Genomic DNA, 23458 nt, shown 5'->3' with positions numbered 1-23458 from the left:
AAACAAAGTAGTCTGATAAAAAAAACTACCTATACATTAACTATACAGGCTATATCCTAACTTAAATAGAAGTAACTGAACGTATTATCTCAGCCATTTTATGAGCACGATCTTGCACTTCTTGTTCTGACCAAGACAATTTAACCAGACAAGAAATATTGCGAGCAATGTAGGCATCTGACTGCTCAAAAGTTTTAGTTTCAAGATACTTTAAACCTTGTTTTACCTCTTGTGAAATTGGAAATAACGATTTTAATTCTTTGAGGTGATCCCATTTTCTGATATAATGCCAATTATTATCGTAGTAGTGAAAACAAACATCTATACCGTTTTCCTTAAAGACTTTTGAAACGTTCCTAGCATCTTCTAGATTTGGTAAGTAGAAATTTAAAAACGCATAACTTTCTTCTCCACCCTCAGGTACTGTTCTAAAAGTTACGTTTGGTAATTTAGATAATGCTTCCCTTAAAATGGAATAGTTCTTTTTCTGAATTGCTATAAACTCTGGCAAACGTCTTACTTGTGCTAAACCAACAGCGGCATTTAACTCTGAAATTCTAAAATTATAGCCTAGAAATGGATGTGTTTCAGCGCCTCTATCATTGCCAACATGGTCATGACCATGATCACTATAATGATCAGCATGGCGATAATAGTCAGCATTATTTGTTACAATAGCGCCGCCTTCACCACATGTAATCGTTTTTACAAAATCAAATGAAAAACAACCAATATCTGCAATACTTCCTAAAGGTTTATTTTTATAAGTACCTCCTATTGCCTGACAAGCATCCTCAACAAAAATTAAATTATTAGCATCACAAATAGATTTAAGTGCATCCATATTGCCCATACTGCCACACATTTGAACCACCATAACTGCCTTTGTTTTTGCTGTGATAGCAGCTTCTACAGCTTTAGGGTCTAATGTTAATGTATCATCTATATCAACCAATACTGGTATTGCACCGAGCATCATAATAGCCTCAAAACTAGCAACAAAAGTAAATGTTGGCATAATCACCTCATCTCCCGCTCCTACTCCGGCTGAAGCTAATGCAACCGAAACTGCAGCCGTACCAGACGAGACTAATTGTACGTATTTACTTTGAAATGCATTTTGAAGTTCAGTCTCCAATTCTTTAGCCTTCCAGTGGCCTTTTCGCATACCATCAAAACCGTAGCGCATCAAAACACCGTTGTCTAAAACATCATTAACCTCTTTACGTTCTAAATCACTAAATAATTCAAATCCTGGCATAAATTGGAAACTTTAATAGTTTAAAAATTCAAAAGCAAATATAAGTCTTTACCAAAGCTTTTTAAGATAAACTTATTACAATTCTACTACAGTACTTGAGATTGGTTTTCTGACTTTTTTTAGTGAAGCAAACATATCATCTTCTGCTCTAAAACCTACAGGTAGAAGCAATACAGATTTTAAACCATGTTGGTCTAAATTCAAGACCTTATCTAACTCATCCGGAATAAATCCTTCCATAGGGCAACTATCAATTTCTTCTACAGCACATACTGTCATTAGATTTCCAAGGGCAATATAGGCTTGTTTTTCAGCCCAATCTAACTTCTTAGCCTCAGGCATAGTTTCTATTGTAGATTTTAATTGAGCCTTGAAGGGATCTAAAACTTCATCTGCCGTATTTCTAATAGATTTAATGGTTTCAAAGTGTTCATCAACATCATTTGTATCAATTTCATTCTGAATGCACAAAACTAGCAATTGTGAAGCATCAGCAACTTGTCTCTGACCATAAGCAACTGGTACTAACTTCTCCCTTAATTCCTTATCACTAATAATAACCATTTTTAAGGTTTGAAGTCCATAGGATAAAGCTGTTAGGTTAAAAGCCTGCTTGAGAGTATCAATTTGACTATCTGAAAGTTGTTGAGTAGTATCAAATTTTTTTGTGGCGTAGCGCCAATTTAATCTTTCTATTATTGACATTGCATTTCTTTTTTTGCAAAGATACGTACAACGTATTAAAAACTTATCTTAATTTTTTGATTGCTTAGACTCTCTCTTTTCTTGTCGTTCTAATTTTTTGAAATAGCCTTTAAACAAGAAATTATGTTTTAATGCTTCCATGTTTTCATTAAACTTGGCTGTACCTTCATCAATATTATTTAATGTTGATTTTAAACTATTTACCAAGGAGGTATCGTTGACAATATAATTGTACGCACCATTGCTATTTCTAGCATCTTCAATGAGTTGATTTGCCTGAGCTATAACTTTTTCTATTTCAAGACTAGAGTTCTCTAAATTTCCTACCACATTTTTGAGTTTTTCGCCAGATACGGTATCATTCATAATCATACCTAATACACTGTCATCATTTGTTTTCAATGAAGCAATAATATCTTTCAATTCATTAATAGTCTGTGATGCACGGTAACTTGCTGTTTTCAAATTCTTAACTGATGATTTTAAATCTTGAGCCATAACAGTATCATTTAATAATAATCCAACTGTACCCTTTCCATGCAACATTGCTGAAGTCACATCTAATAAATCGGCTGTTAAAATTGCCGCGTTTTCTGAGCCAACACTAAGTGTGCTCAATATATCATCTGCCCCAATTTTGCTAAACGATTCTATTGTATCTCCATTATTTATTAATTCAGCAAATCCTCTACCAGGTACAATGTTTACAATCATATTACCTACCAAACCATCTGAACCTATTGTAGCAATGGCATTCTTTTTAATGTGAGAAATTATACGTTCTTGAATGTTCATATCTACTTTGATGGTAGAATCGTTTATCATACTTATATCTCGTACCGTACCAATATTAATACCTGAATATCTGACGTTATTTCCACGTTGTAAACCATTGACATTCTGAAAATATGAGCTAATCGTGAAGGTTTTTTTAAACATATTTTGTCGTTGCCCAATAAGATAAATAGCTACAACAAAAATGATTGTACCCAATATAACAAATAACCCTAGTCTTGCTTTTTGTGTTTTTGTACGTCTCATAACTAATGTTTAAAAAATGCTTTAATTTTTGGATCTTCATTTGATATCAACTGGTTAAATGTACCAACAGCGTAATCCACTCCATCAATTAACAGAATCATTCTATCCGAAATTGCTCTAGCACAGTCTACATCGTGTGTAATAATTAATGATGATGTATTGTACTTGTTCTGTATCTCCTGCATTAAAAGAATTATTTCTTTAGCAGTAATTGGGTCTAATCCACTAGTAGGCTCATCATACAAGATAATCTTAGGTCTTAAGATTAATGTTCTAGCCAACGCTATACGTCGTTTCATACCTCCGGATAATTCTGAAGGCATTAAATCAATTGCACTCAATAAACCTACATTTTCTAAAGCTTCATTTACCAATAGATCGGTATCAATATCTTCTCCAAATTTTGTAGTGTGTCGTCGTAATGGAAACTCCAAATTTTCTTTTACTGTCATTGAATCATAAAGTGCGCTACCTTGAAACAAAAAGCCAATATCTGCTCGTAATGTATCCATTGCGCTTTGATCTAATTTTGTGATATCCTTATCCATTACACGTATTTTTCCGCTATCTGCCTCCATTAATCCAACCAGACATTTAATCATTACAGACTTTCCAGAACCAGATTTTCCCATAATTACAAGATTCTCGCCTTGGTATAATTCCATATTAAAACCATTCAAAACATGATTATCTCCAAAACTTTTTCGCAAACCTTTAATTTGAAGAACTATTTTTTTAGGTGCTATTTCTGGTTTTTCTATCATAGATCATAAAAAATATCTGTTACAAAAACTGCAATAAAATCAATAATAAAAAGTAGTAACGATGTAAGTACTACCGCTGTGTTTGCCGCCTTACCTACACCTTCAGTTCCCTTTTTACAATTAAACCCCTTAAAACAACCAACAATACCAATTGCCAAACCAAAAAAGAACGATTTAATCGTTGCAGGAATAATATCGCCGAATTCAAGTGCATCAAATACCTTATTAAAATAAAGCATAAATGATACATCGCCTTTCAGGTTTTCAACTAAATAAGAACCAAAAAGAGCAATGGCATCACCAAAAAGAACCAATAAAGGCAGCATCAACGTCACTGCAAGTACTCTAGTAACTACTAAGTATTTAAATGGGTTTGTACCTGATACTTCCATGGCATCAATCTGTTCAGTAACTCGCATTGAACCTAATTCAGCACCAATACTACTACCTATTCTACCCGCACAAACTAATGCTGTAATAATTGGACCAACCTCCCTGACAATCGAAATACCTACCATTGAAGGCATCCAAGATTCGGCACCAAATTCCATTAACGTAGGACGTGTCTGAAGAGTCAATACCAACCCGATAATAAATCCGGTAATACCAACCAACAACAAGGATCTATTCCCCATTTGATAACACTGACGTAAAAACTCTTTCATTTCAAATGGTCGCCTAAACATTTCAGTAAAAAATCGTTTAGTGAAATAAGCGATATCTCCAGTTTCGATAAAGAATTTAATTAGTCTGGATTTTATTTGTTGTAATCCACTCATTTTGCCTGAGGTTCTTAATCAAATGTATAGTATTCCTAAAGCTTTTAAAATGATTATGGTCATGTGTGTGATTGAATAAATCTATAGCTTCAATGATGCTACGTTACTAAAATTGGATCTATTTATATTCATTTGAACATTGCATAACTGATATTGATCATTGTGATATTGCCAATAATATTGGACATTTATTTTCAACAAAATTTTAAAATCATGAAAGCAAATCAAGAAATCCATTTTGTGGATAAGGTTATAACTGCACTTAGAAAATCTGCTGTGGAGCTAGAGGAGTTTCAAGTTCAAGCTGCATTAGGAAAGGCTGATGCCCAAGATAAATATGAAGAGATTAAGAAAAAATTCAATCATTTCATCCATGATAGTGAATATAAAATTAAAGGCATTAAGCAAAAAATAGAAGAAGTTAATACTATGTTTGATGAACTTCAAGTTCAATTAGCTTTAGGCAAAGCCGAAACAAAAGATGCATTTAAAAAACAGAAAAAAGAATTATTAGCCAAGCTTCATAAAATTGAAGTTAAAATAAAAACTAACGAAACTTTAAACCGTATATATGCCTTGGCACTTATCGAAATTGAACAGTTTAAAATTCAACTAGAAATATTAGAACAAAAATTCAATACTGAAAAGGTCAAGGCTGAAGAATCTTTTGAAAAAGGAAAACATGACTTCAACTCATTTATAGAACGTCTTAAGGGCAAATATGGAAAGAAAAAAGAAGTTACTCAATTTGAACATTTTCAAAATGAAATAACGGAAGCTTTTGATCACTTTAAAAGAGCATTTTCAAAACCAGTTTAAGATTATCAAAATAAAAAAGCACAATTCAAAAATTGTGCTTTTTTAGTATCAGGTATCATAGTCTCCTTTCCTAATATTCATTACCATTCCAAATCCTAGAATAACGGCAAGTGTAAAACTCGTCATTCCTAAGATAGAGATACCTTTCCAAAGTGGTGAAATTTCAAAAATTATAAATAAGGATGCCCCAACTATTAATGCCACCATAATAAATGCTGTTATCAACTGTTTGGTAATTCTTTGCAATGTATGTACCATAGGATCCATACCTTTATGCGTTATATCTACTTTTACTTCACCAGAGTTTATTTTTCTAATCGCATTCTTTAAATCTGCTGGAAATTCTTCTAAGTAATTAGTGAATTCTATCACTGAATTTGCAACTTTTTTACCCATTAAAATTGGATTGTAATTTTGGGTTGCACTTTTTCTAAGATATGGTTTCACAATACTAAACTGTTCTAAATCAGGATTAAGTTTACTAATTACCCCTTCTAGTGTCACCAATGATCTCGCAAATAAGAAGAAATATGTCGGTACTCTTAGACCATGACCCATTATTATATCCTTTAATTCTAATAATATGGTACTCAGTTCATTTTCATGTGTATCGCGTACATAATACTTTTCTAAAAATTCATTTATATCATATTCCAAATGTCTCATATCCTTTACAGAAGTATTATTAGACAATTGTTGCAAGGTCTGAATTAATCGTTTAACATCTTTCTCTGTTATGGCTAAGAATAGTCTACCAAAAATTGAAATATCTCTCGGCAGCATACTACCCATCATACCAAAATCTAGATAACAAATATGACCATTTGGCAGTACTACAAGATTACCTGGGTGTGGATCTGCATGGAAAAATCCATATTCAAAGATTTGTTTAAAATAACTGATGGCTAATCTTCTACCAATGATTTTTATATCATACTCTTTTTCAGTAAGTATGTCTACCTCATCAATTTTAATCCCTTCAATAAATTCTAGTGCCAACACTCTAGATGTTGTGAACTTAGGATATACCTTAGGTGCATTTGCAAATTGATCTAAGCATGTATCTGCTTCAATATTATTATAAAAGCGCTGAACATTAATAGATTCATTTATAAAATCAATTTCCTTAGTTATGGAATCTTCAAAATTTCTAACCAAACCAACAGGATCAAAGCTTTTTATAGAAGGCACACGATTCTCTAAAACCTCAGCAATTTTATACATCACTTTTATGTCTTCTCTTATAATTTCTTCTATACCAGACCGTTGAACTTTTAGAGCAACTCGTTTACCAGAATGCAAAGTGACTTTATGCACCTGCGCCATTGAAGCAGATGCAAATGGTTTAGGGTCAAACCATGCAAAAAGATTATTAACATCGTTTTTCAATTCAGTCTCCACAACTCTTCTTGCCTCTTCCTCTGACATAGGTGGTACATTATCTTGAAGTTTCTCTAACTCAAATGTCAATTCTAGTGGAACCAAATCTGGTCTATTACTTAAAATCTGTCCAAACTTTACAAATGTTGGCCCCAATTCTTCACATACTAATCGCATTTTAGCCCACTTGCTATATTGCAAAGCGTGCTTACGAGATTTCTTTGGTACAAGTTTTTGAAGAAATGCATATTTCTTTTTCTCTTCAAGATATTGCACCAAATCTTCAAATCCATATTTAAGTAACACCTTAAGGATTTGATTGTATCTAGATATAGATCTAAAGTTTTTTCCTAAACCAGATAAAATGCCCATTTTACTTTTGTTCCAAATGATTTATGCGTGCTTCGAGAAGTGCTACTGTTGCATCTAACTTTTCAAGTTTTTCATTTAATGCTTTGATTTCATCGAGATGTGCAACATTTATTTTCTTATAAAAACTTACTACTTGTGATTCGATCTTTTCATTGAGTTGCTCTTTAAGTTCTTGAACTTTGGCAATGATATGTTCAACAAATTCCATTTCATTACCATTTTCGTCTAATTGACGCTCAGTCATAAACTTATTGATGTTATCCTTTCCTTTTTCAGAAATATCACCAAGTTTATCTAAAATCTGTGCATCTCTAGCCATGACATATAAACTTGAACTTAAGGTAAGCAACTCTATTATGGTCTTGGTTTTCATAATTAATGTATTGAAGTGAACTTCCTTAAATGTATCACATTAGGACAAGGTCTAAAATGACGATAATCATTTATAATGATTGAATTATATAATACATTTAGACATGTATAACTTTTAAGTCACAACACATGAAAACAAGAAATATTAAAGAAGTAATGACCAAAAATGTGGTTTGTATTTCACCAGATCAATTTCTTTTAGATGTTAAACATATTTACGAAAAAAAAGAGTTTCATCACCACATACCAGTAGTTGAAAACGATAAACTTGTAGGTATGGTAAGCCTTGTTGATTTCATGTATCATATTTCTGGTGCAGGATTAAGTGACAACCACCAAGTTTATAAAACATTGAAGGTAAAGGATATTATGTCTCCGAATCCATTTTATGTTAATACAGATGCAACAGTAAAGGAAGTAGCTACCGTATTAAAGGAAGGTAGATTTAGAGCCATTCCTGTACTAGACGACAATAAAGTGATAGGTATTGTGTCTACAGCAGATATAATAAAGCATTTTTTAGATTTAGCTGAAGCCGAATGAAGCGTCAAATCACTTTTGAAAAACTAGTATAACTGTCAGTTTGATAGTTCTGTCAATTCATTTTCAGAGGCAATGCCTTTTTCCCATTGGTTTAAATTATAAAAAGTAGTCTCTGCAATATTGGTCAATGCCTCATGCGTTAAATAAGCGTGATGTCCTGTAATAAGTACATTCGGATAGGCATTTAATTGAATCAACATAGAATCATCTGGTATTTCAGATGATCTATCTTTAAAAAATACACCTCTTTCATTTTCGTAAACATCAATACCCAGTGCACCTATATTATCTTTCTTTAAAGCATCAATAATATCTTCAGTTTTAATCACGGCGCCTCTAGCTGTATTTATAATGATCACATTAGTTTTCATTAATGAAATGAGATCTTCATTAATCATATAATGCGTTTCCGTGTTTAGTGGAAGATGTATTGAAATCACATCAGATTGTTCGCATAACTCAGTTAGTGAAGTATATCTTAATTGATAGTTTTTAATTAAGTTTTCGTCTTGCTGAATATCGTGACCTAGTAAATTACAACCAAATCCATACATAATTTTGGCCATGGCTGATCCAATTTTTCCAGTACCAATAATACCTACAGTTTTATTATTGAGATCAACTCCGACTAAACCATCAAGATTAAAATTATAGACTTTAACTCTTTTGTTAGATTCTATTAATTTTCTATTCAGAGCAAGTAATAAACTAACTGCATGTTCAGCAATAGCATATGGTGAGTAGCCTGGAACGTTTGCAACTTTTATCCCTAATCTTGATGCCGTTTTCAGATTTACATTATCATGACCAACAGATCGCAACGCGATATATTTTACACCAAATTCTTTAAGTTTTTCAATAGTTATAAAGCAAGCCTCATCAGCAGAAAATATGGATACCGCATCAAAACCTATTGCCTTTATTGCAGTTTTAGAGTTTAGCAAGTCCTCTATAAATGTAATTTGATGCTTTTTTCCGTTAGCTTTTTCTAAAAAAGGGATTTCAAAAGCTTTAGCACTGTAGATCAAAACTTTCATCTTATGATTCATTAGATTTAATATTCTAAAACTAGGCATCTTATGAGTTAGTAGAAATGATATTGCTCACTTTAACCAAAGTTAAAAGCATTGACTAATAATTAATAAAGAAATAATGAATCCGTATTTACCATTTCTTTTTTATAATTTAACTATCTAAAAAATAGATTACCATGACACACGAGTTAATGAAAATTATTCATCAGGCGCGTATTAATCAACAAATAGAAATTAAATGCGTATTAGCGACTGTTGTACATTTAGAAGGCTCTTCATACAGAAAACCAGGTGTTAGAATGTTAATTTCTGAAAATGGAGATATGACAGGTGCAGTGAGTGGTGGTTGCGTTGAATATGAAATTAAAAGACGTGCTTCTTCAGTATTTATTGATGGAAAACCCAAAGTGATCTCTTATGATGGTCGTTATCGTTTAGGCTGTGAAGGTATATTGCATATATTAATTGAACCATTTATCATTTCGGATTCATTATTAACATGTTTTAAGGATGTTTTGAACAAGCGTGAATCTTATAGCATAAATTCATACTTTAAAATAGGAGATGAAATAACTGGTCAATTTGGTAGTACTATTAATTTAGGAATTAAAAATTTCTCCTTTAAAGAAGTTTTTAATTATGAGAATAAAGAAGATTTAGAAGTTTTTTCTCAAAACTTAGAACCGTGTTTTAAACTCTTAATTATTGGCGGTGAACATGATGCCGTAAAATTATGTGAAATGGCGAGCTTATTAGGCTGGGAAGTGGATGTTATTACCTCTGTAAAAGATCCTAAGGAATTAAGAGATTTTCCAGGCGCAAAATCTGTTGATTCTCAAGATCCAGAACTTCTAGATATTAATATTGATAGAAATACTGCCGTTGTATTGATGACGCATAACTATGCCAGAGATTTAAAGTTTTTATTAAGATTACAATTAGCAGAAATTATATATTTAGGCGTATTAGGATCTTCCAAGAGACGTGAACAATTAAAAAATGATTTGTTAAACTATTCTGCCAACCTAAATATTGATTTTCTAGAATCAATTTATAGTCCATCTGGTTTAAATATTGGTGCTATCACTCCTGAAGAGATTGCCTTGTCAATATTATCAGAAATTATGGCCGTAACGCGGCATAAGGAAGCAGTTTCTTTGAGAGAAATAAAACATAGAATAAATAAATAATAATAACCATTGCAAACCGCCATACTAATACTAGCAGCCGGGAATTCAAAAAGAATGGGCACTCCAAAGCAACTTTTAAAAATTGGACAAACCACAATGCTAGGAAAGGTTATTAATAATAGCTTAGAATCTCGCGCAAATAGCATAAACGTAGTATTAGGTGCTAATGCAAAAATGATAATTCCTAAGTTGCCTGAATCTGTTAATACCATGATGAATGAAAAATTTGAGAATGGATTGAGCTCTAGCATCAACATAGGTGTAAAGAATCTGTTAGACTTTGATTCTATTTTAATAGCACTTGGAGACCAACCATTTGTCAATGCAAATTATTTTAATGAAATGATTAAAGTAAGTGCTAAAAATCCAGATAAAATTGTTGCTTCTAATTATATTAAGTACAATGGTGTACCTGCCATCTTCCCAAAGAAATATTATTCTAAGCTTTTAGAACTAAGTGGAGACCAAGGTGCTAAAAAAATATTGAATTCTAATTTTAATCCGGTTATTGTTCTGAAAACACCCGTTAATCTTGTTGATGTGGATACACCACATGATTATGAAAATATCAACAAAAATAAATTAGGTTTTAAATGATAAGATTTCAGAATAAACCTCATTTGTTTAGTATAAAACTTACTGCAATTTGGGCAGTTAGTGAAAGTGGTCTTGGTGGCTTGTTACATGCCGTAAAACTACCTTTTAGCGGATTATTATTAGGAAGCTTTGCGGTATTAATTGTAACCTATTTAGCATACATAAGTCCTAACAAATTCAATTCTATTTTAAAGGCAACCTTATTGGTAGTATTAATTAAAGTTACGGCAAGCCCGCATTCACCACCAATGGCATACATTGCGGTTTTATTTCAAGGGTTATTAGGTGCATGTATTTACGCTACTTTTGGTGTTAATAAGGTTAGTACCACAATGTTCGGAGCAATTGCTTTGTTAGAATCAGCATTTCAAAAAATTCTAACCTTAACCATAATTTTTGGAATTGGATTATGGGAATCAATTAAAGAATTCTTCAATGGAATTCAGGATAAATTAAATATGGATTGGATCTCGGATTTACCATGGGTGTTTCTAGGTCTATATGCATTAATTTACCTGATAATTGGTATAGTAATTGGCTTAATTGCTATTAGATTACCAAACCGTATTTATGAAAACGCAAAAAAAATCAATATTTCAGAAATCAAATTTAATGACAATGGATTAAGTAAACGTAAGCACAAGAAAAGGAGAATTTATCTAATTGGATTTTTACTACTCTTTTCAGTTCTGGTATTTGTGTTTTCTGGCTCTTTAAATAGCGCACTTTATATAGTATTGAGAACAATGGGTGCTATAATTTTTTTCCTATTTATTTTTAATCCCATATTTAAAATTTTAATTCAGAAATGGGCCAAAAAGAAAAAAGAATCACAAAATGAAACTCTAAATAACATAATAGAGTTAATGCCTTCAATTAGAAGAAATGTCACTGCTGCTAATAGTCTTTCTTTAAATGAAAAAAACATTTGGAAAAGAGCTAAGTCATTTACAATAAACTGGTTAAGCCTTTCCCTTTATTACGATTTTGATGATAATGCACAAATCTAAAATTTATATACTTTCAGACAAAAAAGGAATTGGTAAAACCACCAGCCTTCAAAAATGGGTAAAAATCAATCCTCAACTCAAAGGGTTTTTAACTCCTATAGTAAATGGCAAAAGAATGTTTCAAATTATTGAAACTAATAATTATCTACCAATGGAAACAGAATCAAAGGAACTTGCAATTGGTAGATATTTATTCAATAAAAAAAGTTTTGAAACTGTAACTCAAATGGCCCTCAAATTATCTTCAGGTAATAGTAACCAAACTATTATTATTGATGAGATAGGACCATTAGAAATTAATAAAAATCAAGGGTTTCACTATCTAGTTCTTAAACTAACAGAAATAGCTACTAATAATCCAAAGCTATTATTTGTAGTGAGAGAATCTTGTTTACAGGATTTTATTACAAAATATAAACTGAAAAACTTTGAGGTTATTAACTTGAAAGATTTTAATCACAAGTTTCTCGCTAACAATTAGTTTATTGTTAATGTTGAAAGATTTATACATATCTATTCTAATATTTTTTAACTTTAACTAAATATCAAAATCTATGGCAAACTATAGTTTAAAAGTAAATGGAAAGGTCTACAACATTACTTCAGATGATGATACTCCTTTATTATGGGTACTTCGAGATGAGATCAATTTAGTTGGTACAAAATACGGATGCGGTATTGGTCAATGCGGCACTTGTACTGTACATGTTAATGGTGTTGCTACAAGAAGTTGTTTGTTGCCAGCTTCGAGACTTGAGGGTTCTGAAATTACAACAATAGAAGGACTGGAAACTGATAAATTACATCCTGTCCAAGAGGCATGGAAAGAATTAGATGTACCGCAATGTGGTTATTGTCAAGCTGGTCAAATTATGACAGCTACGTCATTTTTGAAACAAAATCCTAGTCCTAACAAAGATGAAATTAGAAATGCGATGAATGCGAATTTGTGTAGATGTGCTAGTTACAATAGAATAGAAAAAGCAGTTGCTTTAGCTGCAAAAAAAATGTCTTAAGCTAAATTATTATGAAAACTAACGATAAAATTACATTTAGCAGACGAAATTTCATTCGTACTTCTGCATTAGCCAGTGGTGGTCTCTTAATTGGATTTAACTTTTTTAATTCTTGTAAAGAAGCTACTGTGCCTCCTGTTGATATTTCAAAATTAGATTTTAAAGATTTTAATGCTTTTATAAAAATAGCAGAGAATGGTTATGTCACTATTTTTTCACCTAACCCAGAAATTGGTCAGGGCGTAAAAACCTCTATGCCTATGATAATCGCTGAAGAATTAGATGTACCATGGGATCATGTGAGTGTAGAACAAGGAGCTTTAGATACTAAAAATTTTCAGCGCCAGGTAGCTGGTGGTAGCCAATCAATAAGATTTGGCTGGGATGCCCTGAGACAAACGGGTGCAACTGCTAAGCAAATGTTGGTTAATGCCGCGGCAGCGAAATGGGGTGTAGATGCAAGTACTTGCACAGCATTTAATGGTATCATTAAAAATTCAAATGGTGAAAAATTGGGATATGGTGATGTTGTAAATGAAGCAGCACTATTAGAAGTACCTGAAAATGTTACGCTAAAATCTCCAAAAGATTATAAGATTATTGGGAAGGATGCTATCAATGTAGACATAGATAAAATAATTACCGGTAAACCTTTATTTGGATCTGATTATGTTGCTGAAGGTATGCTAATTGCATCGGTAAGTAGACCTCCAGCATTTGGACAGAAGTTAATTTCTTTTGACGATACTGAGGCAAAATCCATAAATGGTGTTCAACGAGTTGTTAAGTTTGGTGATAAAGTTGCCGTATTGGCAACCAATACCTGGGCCTCAATGAAAGGAAAGAAAGCTCTTGATATGAATTGGTCCACGAGTAGTAATTTAGAAAGTAGCAGTCAACATAATGAAGAGTTGGATTCAATATTAAATAGCAACAATCTAGATGTTAGACGTGAAGATGGCAATATTAATAAGGCATTTGCTGAAGCAGACCAAATCATTGAGCGAACTTACGAATCACCTTTTCTACCACATAATTGCATGGAACCAATGAACTTCTATGCAAATGTAACTGATGATAAAGTTCATTTAGTAGGACCTATACAAACACCTGCCGGTACTGCCCATAGAGTAGCAAATTTAATAAACAGAAATCCTGAGGAAGTTCATTTAGAAATGACTAGAATGGGTGGTGGTTTTGGAAGACGATTATATGGTGATTTTGTCCTTGAAGCAGCAGAAATATCAAACATTACAAAAATGCCTGTTAAGGTTGTGTACTCCCGAGAGGACGATATGGGTGCTGGGATTTATAGACCTGCCATTAAATATAGAATAAAAGCATCAATAAAAAATAATCAAGTCACTGGTTATCATTTAAAAGAAGCAGCTATAAACTCAAACATGTATGGACTTATACCTAATTTCTTTCCAGCTGGAGCAATTGCAAACTACAAGGTAGAAACAGGTAATTTCCAGAGTAATATAACTACAGGTGCATGGCGTGCTCCGTATACTAATTTCCTAGCCTTTGCAGAACAAAGTTTTTTTGACGAAATAGCGGATGCTGTAAACAAAGATCCTGTTCAATTAAGACTTGATTTACTGCAAAATGTAAAAGACGGTGAAGACAAGTCTATTGAATACTCTGCTAAACGAATGGCGGATACGATAAAACTAGCTGCTAAAAAAGGTAATTGGGGAAAATCTAATGTTAACACGTATCAAGGATTTGCAGCATATTACAGTCATAATACTCATGTAGCTGAAGTTGTTGATATAACATTAAATAACGGACGTCCAATTATAGAAAAAGTAACTGTCGCAGTAGATTGTGGTATAGTAATTAACCCAACAGGGGCCAAAAATCAAATAGAAGGCGGTGTAATTGATGGAATAGGGCACGCAATGTATGGTGATTTCAGTTTTAAAAACGGTAAACCTCAAGATCTTAATTTTGGTTCTTACCGTCTCATAAGCATGAAGGATACTCCAATTGTAGAGACTCATTTTGTTGAAAATGATCTATCTCCAACCGGACTTGGAGAACCAGGTCTTCCTCCAGCAGGCGGTGCATTAGCAAATGCTATAAAGGCCGCAACAGGACAGATTTTGCTAAAACAGCCATTTATTAAATCCATTAAAAATCGGAAAACAGATTTGACCGTTTAGTGTAACAAAGATTAGTTAGAATTCATCAATACGGTGAAAAATTATAATTTTCCTTTAGAAGGTTAATTGCTCTTTTAGAAATCATCATATGTTTAAAAACTTAAAAGTAATAGAGTTGGCCAGCGTTTTGGCTGGTCCTTTAACAGGTACTTTCTTTGCTGAGTTAGGTGCAAAAGTTATTAAAGTTGAAAATAAACTTACTAATGGTGATGTTACGAGAACATGGAAACTTCCAACTGAACACAAAGAAAAAGCCATTTCTGCTTATTATAGTGCCGCAAATTTTTCTAAAGAAAGCCTATTGCTTAATGTAAAAGATAGTTTAGATTATGAGATTTTAATTAATCATATAAAGGATGCCGACATTGTAATATCTAACTATAAACCAATCACTTCCAGAAAACTTAAATTGGGTTATGATGATTTAAAACAATACAATCCATCACTCATTTATGCAGAACTTACAGGTTTTGGTGGTGACGAATCGAGACCTGCATTTGATGTTGTACTACAGGCTGAAACCGGATTTATGTTTATGAATGGTGAACCAAATAGAAACCCAGTAAAAATGCCTGTTGCTTTAATTGATGTACTTGCCGCTCACCACTTAAAAGAAGCTATTCTCTGCGCAATCATTAACAAGTTAAATACTGGTGAAGGAAAACATATTAAAGTTTCACTTTATGAAAGTGCTTTAGCGTCCTTGGCCAATCAAGCTACTAATTGGTTAATGGAAGGGCATATTCCCCAACCTATGGGTACCCAGCATCCTAACATTGCACCTTATGGAGATATGTATACTACAAAAGATGGTCAATTACTTGTTTTGGCCGTTGGTTCCGAAAAGCAATTTGAAAATTTATGTTCACTTTTAAGCATTGAATATGATGAGTTCAGAACGAATGACCAACGATTATCAAAAAGAGAGGCATTGAACAGTAAAATAAATGAATGTATAATCCAAAAAACATCAAATTACTGGGTTTCTGAACTTGAACAAAGAAACATTCCTTATGGTATTGTAAAAAACATGCAAGACGTTTTTAAAGATAAGAAGTCTGAAAAGATGCTACTTAAGCAAGTTATTGAAGGCATGGAAACGGTTAGAGTAAAAACTGCACTTATTTAGCAATTAATCAAAAGGCCACCCTTTAGTGCAACAAAACTTGTGTTTTTATAATTCTTTTGAAGGATTATAAAAAATAACCCCTTCAAAATCAAATGATTAAAAGGGGTTTTGCGGAGAAAGAGGGATTCGAACCCCCGGAGGTGTGACCCTCGCCAGTTTTCAAGACTGGTGCATTCGACCACTCTGCCATTTCTCCAATAGCGGATGCAAATATAAAACGCTTTTTCATGTAGCCAAAGATTTTTCTTCAGTTTTTTAATTCTTGTCTGTAAACCTATCCAATAGTAAATAAAAATTAGCAACATTTGGCAAAGCATTGTATTTTCGGCACAATAAATGATTGTAAAATCGTTATTACAGAAACTGAAACATATGAAAAACTATTTTTTTACATTAGTCTTTTTATTTAGCCTTTTTAGCTCAGCTCAAAATAATACTATCTCATCTAGTGAAAAATTAGTGTATACAGCATCCTATAATATGTCTGGGATACTGACTGATATAGCACAAGTAAAAATGGAAACCAGTGAGGTTAAAACCTCAAAAAGTACTTTACTACGCTTAAAATGTACTGCTGCAACCTATAAGAAATGGGATAACTTTTTTAAAATTAGAGACTTGTACGAAAGCTATGTGAACCCAAAAACATTGACGCCTTATTTATACAAAAGAGACATAAGCGAGGGCGGCTATTATAAGTTTATGCAATACAAATACAGTCATAAACCTCAAACGGTTCAGAGTATTAGAAAGAAAAAAAGACGTGACGGAACAATCTGGGAAGTTAAAAAGAATGTGAAAATTGGCCCTTCAGCAAAGGACTTAGTAACAACCTTATACAGTATAAGAAATCTAGATATCCATAAGGCGAGTTTAGGTGACCAGTCAAATTTTACTGTTTTATTTGATAATGAAGAAACAGTAATAACCGTGCGTTATGTATCAAAGGAAACAATAAATACAAATATTGGAAGAAAAGAATGCTACAAATTGGCAATTTCTATGAAAAGTGGCGATGTGCTACAAGGCAGTAATTCAAATTTAATTTGGTTAACTGCAGATCAAAATAAAATCCCAGTTTATGCGAAATTCAAAATACCTGTTGGGAATGGTGAGCTAAAAATTGATTCAGCGTCTGGCTTAAAATATTAAAAAATGAAAAAAGTATTTATTATTCTTGGTTTTATATCTGCTATTTTGGCAACGGTTCTTGCCGTTACTCCATTATCTAACCTTGCTATTATACCTATTATAGTTGCATTATTATGTGGATTAATGGTCTTATTTATATCTAAAAAACAACATACAAAGACAAAAACTATTCAATACATATTTCTATTGGTAATCATTTCTCTTGGAATAACTATTTACAAGGGAATATTCAATAAAGCGGAACTGGGCAATACTGATCAACTAGAACAAAGAGCTGAAGAAAATCTTGAAGATTCTAAAGAAATACTCGAAGACCTAGAAATTGATGAAGAATTATAATTGCAACCCATTTTCCTTTAATATTTATTCAACTTTTTGATTTATTTTTGTCCAAATCAGTTAGTTACTCATGAAATTACTTTATGCCTCAGTTTTAGTCCTTGTTGGTTCTTGTTCAACTCTGCGACATAGTGATAAAATTGAAAATCTTAAGAACAGCATTTTATATAATGACGAGGTAATTGTTAATCAATATTTAAGTACAATTACAGAAGAAGAACTAAAACTTCATGTCAGAGAAGTTTCGGATGATAAATATGAAGGGCGTATGACCGGTGAAGCTGGGCACAATGAAGTCTGCGATTATCTGAGATCTTATTATAAAGAGCAAAATATTAAAGCTCCAAAATCACATCCTGATTATTATCAAATAGTTCCTAAAGATGTTTTACCAGAAAACGTAAATACATCTCAAAATGTTATCGCTTATATTGAAGGATCTCAATTTCCTGAAGAATATGTTTACATTTCTGCACATTCAGACCATGAAGGAATAATCGATGGTCAAATATATAACGGAGCAGATGATAATGGATCAGGTACTGCCGCTGTATTAGAAATGGCAGAAGCATTTAAGCAGGCTGCAATTGATGGGAATGGACCTAAACGTAGTATTGTTTTTCTTCACGTTACGGCTGAAGAAATAGGACTACACGGCTCTAGATATTATACTAATAATCCCATATTCCCAATTGAAAACACAGTTTCAACTTTAAATATTGATATGATAGGAAGAGTTGATGAACCTCATAAAAACAATGAAGATTACATCTATCTTATAGGTACAGATAGAATTAGCACAGAACTACACTTTATAGCACAAAAAGCCAACTCTACCTTTACAAATCTCGAATTAGACTTTACCTTTAATGCAGAGAAAGATGTAAATCGTTATTACTATAGATCTGATCATTACAATTTTGCAGAAAAAGGTGTTCCAGTTATATTTTTCTTTAACGGTGAACATGAAGATTACACTCAACCTACTGATACAGCTGAAAAGATAAATTACCCATTATTATCTAAAAGGACTAAATTAATATTTGCAACAGCTTGGTATTTAGCGAATTCTCCAAATAAACTTAAAGCTGAGATAATTTAAGTTAAAGTTTGTTAAAAGAAAATTAGAGAAATCACAAGCACCTCTTAATTTTTGTAGCTTTACCGCTATTTAAACAATTATCTAACTATAATTTAATGAAGAAATTAATTCTACTTTGGTGTGTTTCACTAATTATTACAAGTTGTGGCACATCTACAAAGAGTACAGCTCCTGTATCAAAGTCTAAAAATGATTTAAGTCCTGTAAAATATGCCTCAACCATTACTTCAGAGGAGCTAAAGGATATGCTTTTTACCTATGCATCAGATGAATTTGAAGGAAGAGAAACAGGTGAAAAAGGTCAAAAATTAGCAGTTGAATATTTAAAAACTCAATATCAACAAATGGGCATTGCATCACCACTAGGTGAAAACTATTTTCAAGAGGTACCACTAGAAAAACAAAAAGTGGCAGAGGCTCAACTGAACGTTAATGGTAATTCATTTGAAAATTTTAAAGATCTAATTGCTGTTGCAGTATCAGAATCCGTGGATATGTCGATTAAGGAAATTGTCTATGTTGGTTATGGTATTGATGGAGATAACTACTCAGATTATAAGAATATTGATGTTAAGGGCAAAATTGTCTTAGCTAAGGCAGGTGAGCCATTAGATGCGGAAGGTAATTTTATTACCTCAGGTGACAAAAAGGATACTAAATGGACTAATGGACGTCAATCCTTATCTAGTAAAAGCCAGGCGGCAATGGAAAACGGTGCTAAGGGGTTACTTTATTTAGATGAAAATTTATTTTCGAGATATGCACCATATTTTCAACGTCAAGCCTCTTCTGGTTCTGCAGGTCGTCTTTCTCTAAAAAGCAAAGAGGATTCTATGATGATGTTAATGATAAATAAAAATGTTGCAAGTGCACTTCATTCTGAAATAATGGACGACAGTAATGCAAAAGTTATAAATACTAACTTGAATTTGTCCATTGAGAATAATTCAATAAATGTATCATCAGAAAATGTTGTTGCATTTATTGAAGGTTCGGAAAAGCCAGAAGAAATAATAGTATTATCAGCTCATTTGGATCATGAAGGCGTGAAAAATGAAAAGGTCTATAATGGTGCTGATGATGATGGGTCTGGCACAGTAGCAATTTTAGAAATTGCTGAAGCATTTAAGACGGCTCAATTAGCAGGAAATGGCCCTAAGAGATCTATTCTATTTTTGCATGTAACAGGTGAAGAAAAAGGGCTATTAGGTTCTAGGCATTACACGGATAATGATCCTATATTCCCATTACAAAATACAGTGGCTAATTTAAATATTGATATGATTGGTCGCACGGATCCTAAAAGAAAAGAAGGTAATAGAAACTATGTTTACCTAATTGGAAGTGACAAATTAAGTTCAGACCTTCATAATCTTTCTGAAGAAGTAAATAAAAAATACACTAATGTAGAACTAGACTATACATATAACGACGAGAATGATCCAAATCGCTATTATTACCGTTCAGATCATTACAATTTTGCTAAGAATAACGTACCTGTAATTTTTTATTTTAATGGTACTCATGCAGATTATCATAAGCATACTGATACGCCAGATAAAATAGAATATGATTTATTAGAAAATAGAACAAGGCTTGTATTCCATACGGCATGGGAAATTGCCAATCGAGAAGGGCGAATCGTTGTTGATAAAGCTACAGAGCAATAATTCAAAATATTATAATGTTTTATGTCTATTGATTAGTATGGGCATAATTATGATTAACAAAAAAAGCCTATCGTTACCGATAGGCTTTGTGTTTTGGGTGGAAGATGGGACTCGAACCCACGACATCTGGTACCACAAACCAGCGCTCTAACCAACTGAGCTACAACCACCATTTTTGATTAGGACTGCAAATGTAAATTATTTACGTTTTTCTACAAAACGTTTTCTTTACTTATTTTAAATGAAATAAGGATTCAACTGCAGGATAACGCTCTACTGTGAAGCCTTCCGCATATTCTACACCAACCAATCTTCCTAAATTCCTCGCTCTATATTTTATACTATCTGTAAAGTTTTTACTAGAAATAGGCGTTTCTGGTTCGCTATTTTTAGGATCATAAAATTGTGTTTTATAGGCTAAAACCGCCTCCATTTTTTTATCCATATATCCAGATACATCTACCACAACGTCTGGTTGTAAATCTTGCCACTGAACATAATGATACACAGCTTTTGGTCGCCAAGCGTCTTGTTTATTATTTTCCTTATCTATTGTCTCAATTTTTCTTAATCCACTCAAAAAACAAGCATCACTGACTAGCTTGCTTCCTTTTGCATGGTCTATATGCCTATCCTCTTCTGCATTGCAGATTACAATTTCTGGCTTATAGAATCTTATCATTTTAATAATTTCTATTTGATGTTTTTTATCATTAGTAAAAAACCCATCTGCAAATTGCATATTATATCTACTATGTATACCTAATATTTTAGCCGCATTAAATGATTCTGCATCTCTGGTTTCTGCTGTTCCTCTTGTACCAAGTTCACCTCGAGTCAAATCAATTATTCCAACTTTCTTGTCTCTAGATACTTCCTTTGCAAGCAATGCGCCACACCCTAATTCGACGTCATCGGGATGCGCTCCTATGGCTAAAATGTCTAATTTCATCTAATTTTTACTTTTATCTGATGTCAAAAATATTAAAAAGAAGATAGATAATCGTTTACTTCCTATTTCGCAAACGTTATCGATTCAAAATAATTCTGTTTTGGTATTAAATACATGTGCAAAATTGAAAAATTCATAATAATATAAAAGCATGACATTCGTCATAATTATTGGTTGCTATTGCTACTAACTTTACATTATAATTAGAGATAGAACCACCTATGAGCTTAATGCTTACAATTTTAATCATAACCATCGCCTTATTTATTTGGGGCAAATTCACACCAGATATTATTGCACTGCTTTCAATGTTAAGTTTATTTCTATTTGGAATATTAACACTAGATGAAACATTAAGTGGCTTTAGCAATCCAACTGTTATTATGATTGCAGCCCTTTTCATAATAGGAGAAGGATTGTCTCAAACAGGATGGACAGCAATGGCAGGAGAGAAATTTATAAAATTAGCTGGAAAAAGCTCAGTCAAATTATTGCTAATCACTACCTTAGGTTCTGGCCTATTATCTGGTGTGGTTAGTAATACGGGAACGGTAGCTACACTTATGCCAGTTACAATTTCTTCTGCATGGAGTATTGGGACCTTACCATCAAAGATGTTGATGCCTGTGGCATTTGGCTCAAATACAGGCGGACTTTTAACATTAACAGGTACACCTCCAAACATAATTGTTAATAATACAATGTTAGAAAGTGGTTTGGAAGGATTTTCTTTCTTTGAATTTGCGTTGATCGGCCTACCTTTATTATTGATTGCCTTAATCTATTTTAGATTTATAGGATATAGACTTTTACCAAAGAACAAAACAAATAATAAACCTGTAGATATAAGTACAACACTTCACAAATGGATTGAAGCTTATAAAGTCGATGATGATTATTATAGATTAAGAGTAAGATCGGTATCACCTTTATTAGGAACCAAATTGGGTGATTGGGATTTTGAAAAAAACCATGACGTTTCTATACTTAGAATAAAACGTAGACACCCTAGCAGGATAAAACGCAATGACCCATTTATAGAGTTTCCAGAAGATAATACAGAATTTAAATATCACGATATTATTACGGTTAAAGGGGATACTCCTGCTATTAATGCATTGATGATAAAATTTAGACTAGGTCTTCTACCATTAGAACCGGTTGCTGATGAGTTGAGAAACAATCTCATTAATCAAGAGGTTGGTATGGCTGAAATACTGGTGACACCAAAATCTATTCTGGTAGGAAGAAAAATTAGAATTGGTAGATTCTTTAAAAGATTTGGTGTTCAATTAATGGCAGCCTCTAGAAATAATAAACCTTTTACAGAAAGAGAGGTTATAGTGAAGGCTGGAGATGCATTCTTAGTTAGAGGTATATGGAATGACATTGAACAACTTAAAGTACATCACGAAAATCTTGTAATTTGTGGTAGTCCAGAGGGTATGTCTAAAACTGTAACTAATCTTACGTCAAAATCATACATCGCATTATTCGCTTTAATATTAATGATAGTATTGTTAGTGTTCAAAATTGTACCGGGTGCAGTAGCAGCCTTAATTTCAGCTGGTGTTGTATTAATTAGTGGCTGTGTACCTATATCAAAAGCTTACAAAGGAATTAGTTGGATTAGTGTAGTAATGATTGCGGCAATGATACCTATGGGCATAGCATTACAAAAAACAGGAACGGCTCAACTTATTGCGAAAGGATTAGTAGATACATTAGGTAGTCTAGACCCTATAGCGCTATTAGCAGGTGTATTTTTATTAACTACTGGATTCAGCCAAGTAATTAACAATTCTGCAACCGCAGTACTTATGGCACCTATCGTAATTATTGCCGCAAACACATTAAACTTGTCTGCCGCACCATTTATGATTGCAGTAGCCATTAGTGCTTCAACAGCATTTTTAACCCCTGTCGGTACAACAACCAATGCCATGATTATGACATCAGGAGGATATAAATTTATCGATTATGTAAGAGTAGGCGCTCCATTGCTCCTACTATTTTTAATATCAACATTATTATTAGTGCCATTAATATGGCCATTTTAA

General features: G+C 32.7%; 23 protein-coding genes and 2 tRNA genes. 14 read left to right on the top strand and 11 right to left on the bottom strand.

Going from position 1 to position 23458, the window contains the following annotated elements:
- Positions 1 to 61: 61 nt before the first annotated feature.
- From ACFWV9_RS12360 to ACFWV9_RS12340, 5 genes are all read right to left on the bottom strand, one after another.
- On the bottom strand, positions 62 to 1261 hold the full coding sequence (locus ACFWV9_RS12360; RefSeq protein WP_411895535.1) for a DegT/DnrJ/EryC1/StrS family aminotransferase: 1200 nt from the start codon (positions 1259 to 1261) through the stop codon (positions 62 to 64).
- A gap of 75 nt (positions 1262 to 1336) precedes the next feature.
- Positions 1337 to 1966: an NAD(P)H-dependent oxidoreductase gene (locus tag ACFWV9_RS12355; RefSeq protein ID WP_411895534.1), complete on the bottom strand. Its 630-nt coding sequence runs from the start codon at positions 1964 to 1966 to the stop codon at positions 1337 to 1339.
- Positions 1967 to 2014: 48 nt separating this feature from the next.
- Positions 2015 to 3007 (bottom strand): MlaD family protein, encoded by a 993-nt coding sequence (locus tag ACFWV9_RS12350; RefSeq protein ID WP_411895533.1) that lies wholly within the window; start codon positions 3005 to 3007, stop codon positions 2015 to 2017.
- A 2-nt stretch (positions 3008 to 3009) separates the two neighbouring features.
- Positions 3010 to 3771: an ABC transporter ATP-binding protein gene (locus ACFWV9_RS12345; RefSeq protein ID WP_411895532.1), complete on the bottom strand. Its 762-nt coding sequence runs from the start codon at positions 3769 to 3771 to the stop codon at positions 3010 to 3012.
- Positions 3768 to 4550, bottom strand: a complete 783-nt coding sequence (locus ACFWV9_RS12340) for an MlaE family ABC transporter permease (RefSeq protein ID WP_411895531.1) — start codon at positions 4548 to 4550, stop codon at positions 3768 to 3770. Before ACFWV9_RS12340 ends, ACFWV9_RS12345 begins: the two co-directional genes overlap by 4 nt.
- Before the next feature lie 213 nt (positions 4551 to 4763).
- On the opposite strand from ACFWV9_RS12340, the gene ACFWV9_RS12335 reads away from it, so the two are divergent.
- Complete coding sequence (locus ACFWV9_RS12335; protein ID WP_411895530.1) at positions 4764 to 5369, top strand: hypothetical protein; 606 nt, start codon at positions 4764 to 4766, stop codon at positions 5367 to 5369.
- 48 nt (positions 5370 to 5417) lie between these two features.
- Here ACFWV9_RS12335 and ACFWV9_RS12330 read toward each other — a convergent pair whose 3' ends face one another.
- Positions 5418 to 7121, bottom strand: a complete 1704-nt coding sequence (locus ACFWV9_RS12330) for an ABC1 kinase family protein (RefSeq protein WP_411895529.1) — start codon at positions 7119 to 7121, stop codon at positions 5418 to 5420.
- Between the two features lies 1 nt (position 7122).
- Entirely contained in the window at positions 7123 to 7494 is a 372-nt protein-coding gene (locus tag ACFWV9_RS12325) for a hypothetical protein (RefSeq protein WP_411895528.1), read from the bottom strand.
- Positions 7495 to 7622: 128 nt separating this feature from the next.
- Between ACFWV9_RS12325 and ACFWV9_RS12320 the strand changes: the two genes are divergently transcribed.
- The gene (locus ACFWV9_RS12320; protein WP_411895527.1) at positions 7623 to 8036 is read left to right on the top strand and encodes an HPP family protein; all 414 of its coding nucleotides are present in this window, start codon (positions 7623 to 7625) and stop codon (positions 8034 to 8036) included.
- A 35-nt stretch (positions 8037 to 8071) separates the two neighbouring features.
- Here the strand turns inward: ACFWV9_RS12320 and ACFWV9_RS12315 are convergent, their stop codons facing one another.
- Positions 8072 to 9073 (bottom strand): 2-hydroxyacid dehydrogenase, encoded by a 1002-nt coding sequence (locus ACFWV9_RS12315; protein ID WP_411895526.1) that lies wholly within the window; start codon positions 9071 to 9073, stop codon positions 8072 to 8074.
- Between the two features lie 173 nt (positions 9074 to 9246).
- Here ACFWV9_RS12315 and ACFWV9_RS12310 point away from each other — a divergent pair, with 173 nt between their 5' ends.
- The 7 genes from ACFWV9_RS12310 (at position 9247) to ACFWV9_RS12280 (ending at position 16183) form a co-directional block, all read left to right on the top strand.
- The gene (locus tag ACFWV9_RS12310; RefSeq protein ID WP_411895525.1) at positions 9247 to 10260 is read left to right on the top strand and encodes an XdhC family protein; all 1014 of its coding nucleotides are present in this window, start codon (positions 9247 to 9249) and stop codon (positions 10258 to 10260) included.
- A 9-nt stretch (positions 10261 to 10269) separates the two neighbouring features.
- A complete protein-coding gene (locus ACFWV9_RS12305; protein ID WP_411895524.1) occupies positions 10270 to 10857 on the top strand; it encodes a nucleotidyltransferase family protein in 588 nt (195 codons plus the stop codon).
- Complete coding sequence (locus ACFWV9_RS12300) at positions 10854 to 11867, top strand: hypothetical protein (RefSeq protein ID WP_411895523.1); 1014 nt, start codon at positions 10854 to 10856, stop codon at positions 11865 to 11867. Before ACFWV9_RS12305 ends, ACFWV9_RS12300 begins: the two co-directional genes overlap by 4 nt.
- Positions 11854 to 12348, top strand: a complete 495-nt coding sequence (locus tag ACFWV9_RS12295; protein WP_411895522.1) for a nucleoside-triphosphatase — start codon at positions 11854 to 11856, stop codon at positions 12346 to 12348. Before ACFWV9_RS12300 ends, ACFWV9_RS12295 begins: the two co-directional genes overlap by 14 nt.
- Before the next feature lie 73 nt (positions 12349 to 12421).
- Positions 12422 to 12883, top strand: a complete 462-nt coding sequence (locus ACFWV9_RS12290; RefSeq protein ID WP_411895521.1) for a (2Fe-2S)-binding protein — start codon at positions 12422 to 12424, stop codon at positions 12881 to 12883.
- An 11-nt stretch (positions 12884 to 12894) separates the two neighbouring features.
- Positions 12895 to 15054, top strand: coding sequence for a molybdopterin cofactor-binding domain-containing protein (locus ACFWV9_RS12285; RefSeq protein ID WP_411895520.1), 2160 nt, complete (start codon positions 12895 to 12897; stop codon positions 15052 to 15054).
- Between the two features lie 88 nt (positions 15055 to 15142).
- Complete coding sequence (locus ACFWV9_RS12280) at positions 15143 to 16183, top strand: CaiB/BaiF CoA transferase family protein (protein ID WP_411895519.1); 1041 nt, start codon at positions 15143 to 15145, stop codon at positions 16181 to 16183.
- 111 nt (positions 16184 to 16294) lie between these two features.
- Here ACFWV9_RS12280 and ACFWV9_RS12275 read toward each other — a convergent pair.
- Positions 16295 to 16379 (bottom strand) — tRNA-Ser (locus ACFWV9_RS12275).
- Positions 16380 to 16555: 176 nt separating this feature from the next.
- On the opposite strand from ACFWV9_RS12275, the gene ACFWV9_RS12270 reads away from it, so the two are divergent.
- The 4 genes from ACFWV9_RS12270 (at position 16556) to ACFWV9_RS12255 (ending at position 20446) form a co-directional block, all read left to right on the top strand.
- Positions 16556 to 17335, top strand: coding sequence for a DUF3108 domain-containing protein (locus ACFWV9_RS12270; protein ID WP_411895518.1), 780 nt, complete (start codon positions 16556 to 16558; stop codon positions 17333 to 17335).
- A gap of 3 nt (positions 17336 to 17338) precedes the next feature.
- The gene (locus ACFWV9_RS12265; protein ID WP_411895517.1) at positions 17339 to 17674 is read left to right on the top strand and encodes an FUSC family protein; all 336 of its coding nucleotides are present in this window, start codon (positions 17339 to 17341) and stop codon (positions 17672 to 17674) included.
- 70 nt (positions 17675 to 17744) lie between these two features.
- Entirely contained in the window at positions 17745 to 18776 is a 1032-nt protein-coding gene (locus ACFWV9_RS12260; protein ID WP_411895516.1) for a M28 family metallopeptidase, read from the top strand.
- A gap of 95 nt (positions 18777 to 18871) precedes the next feature.
- The gene (locus ACFWV9_RS12255) at positions 18872 to 20446 is read left to right on the top strand and encodes a M28 family peptidase (protein ID WP_411895515.1); all 1575 of its coding nucleotides are present in this window, start codon (positions 18872 to 18874) and stop codon (positions 20444 to 20446) included.
- 95 nt (positions 20447 to 20541) lie between these two features.
- On the opposite strand, the gene ACFWV9_RS12250 is transcribed toward ACFWV9_RS12255, so the two are convergent.
- Positions 20542 to 20617, bottom strand: a tRNA-His gene (locus tag ACFWV9_RS12250).
- 61 nt (positions 20618 to 20678) lie between these two features.
- Positions 20679 to 21398 (bottom strand): bacillithiol biosynthesis deacetylase BshB1, encoded by a 720-nt coding sequence (gene bshB1 / locus ACFWV9_RS12245; protein ID WP_411895514.1) that lies wholly within the window; start codon positions 21396 to 21398, stop codon positions 20679 to 20681.
- A gap of 230 nt (positions 21399 to 21628) precedes the next feature.
- Between bshB1 and ACFWV9_RS12240 the strand changes: the two genes are divergently transcribed.
- Complete coding sequence (locus ACFWV9_RS12240) at positions 21629 to 23458, top strand: SLC13 family permease (protein ID WP_411895513.1); 1830 nt, start codon at positions 21629 to 21631, stop codon at positions 23456 to 23458.

This window comes from Winogradskyella sp. A2, from assembly GCF_046762865.1.
In the GTDB taxonomy this organism is placed as follows: domain Bacteria; phylum Bacteroidota; class Bacteroidia; order Flavobacteriales; family Flavobacteriaceae; genus Winogradskyella.
The sequence above is the reverse complement of the archived record's forward strand: the minus strand, read 5'-3'. Positions and strand labels throughout refer to the sequence as shown.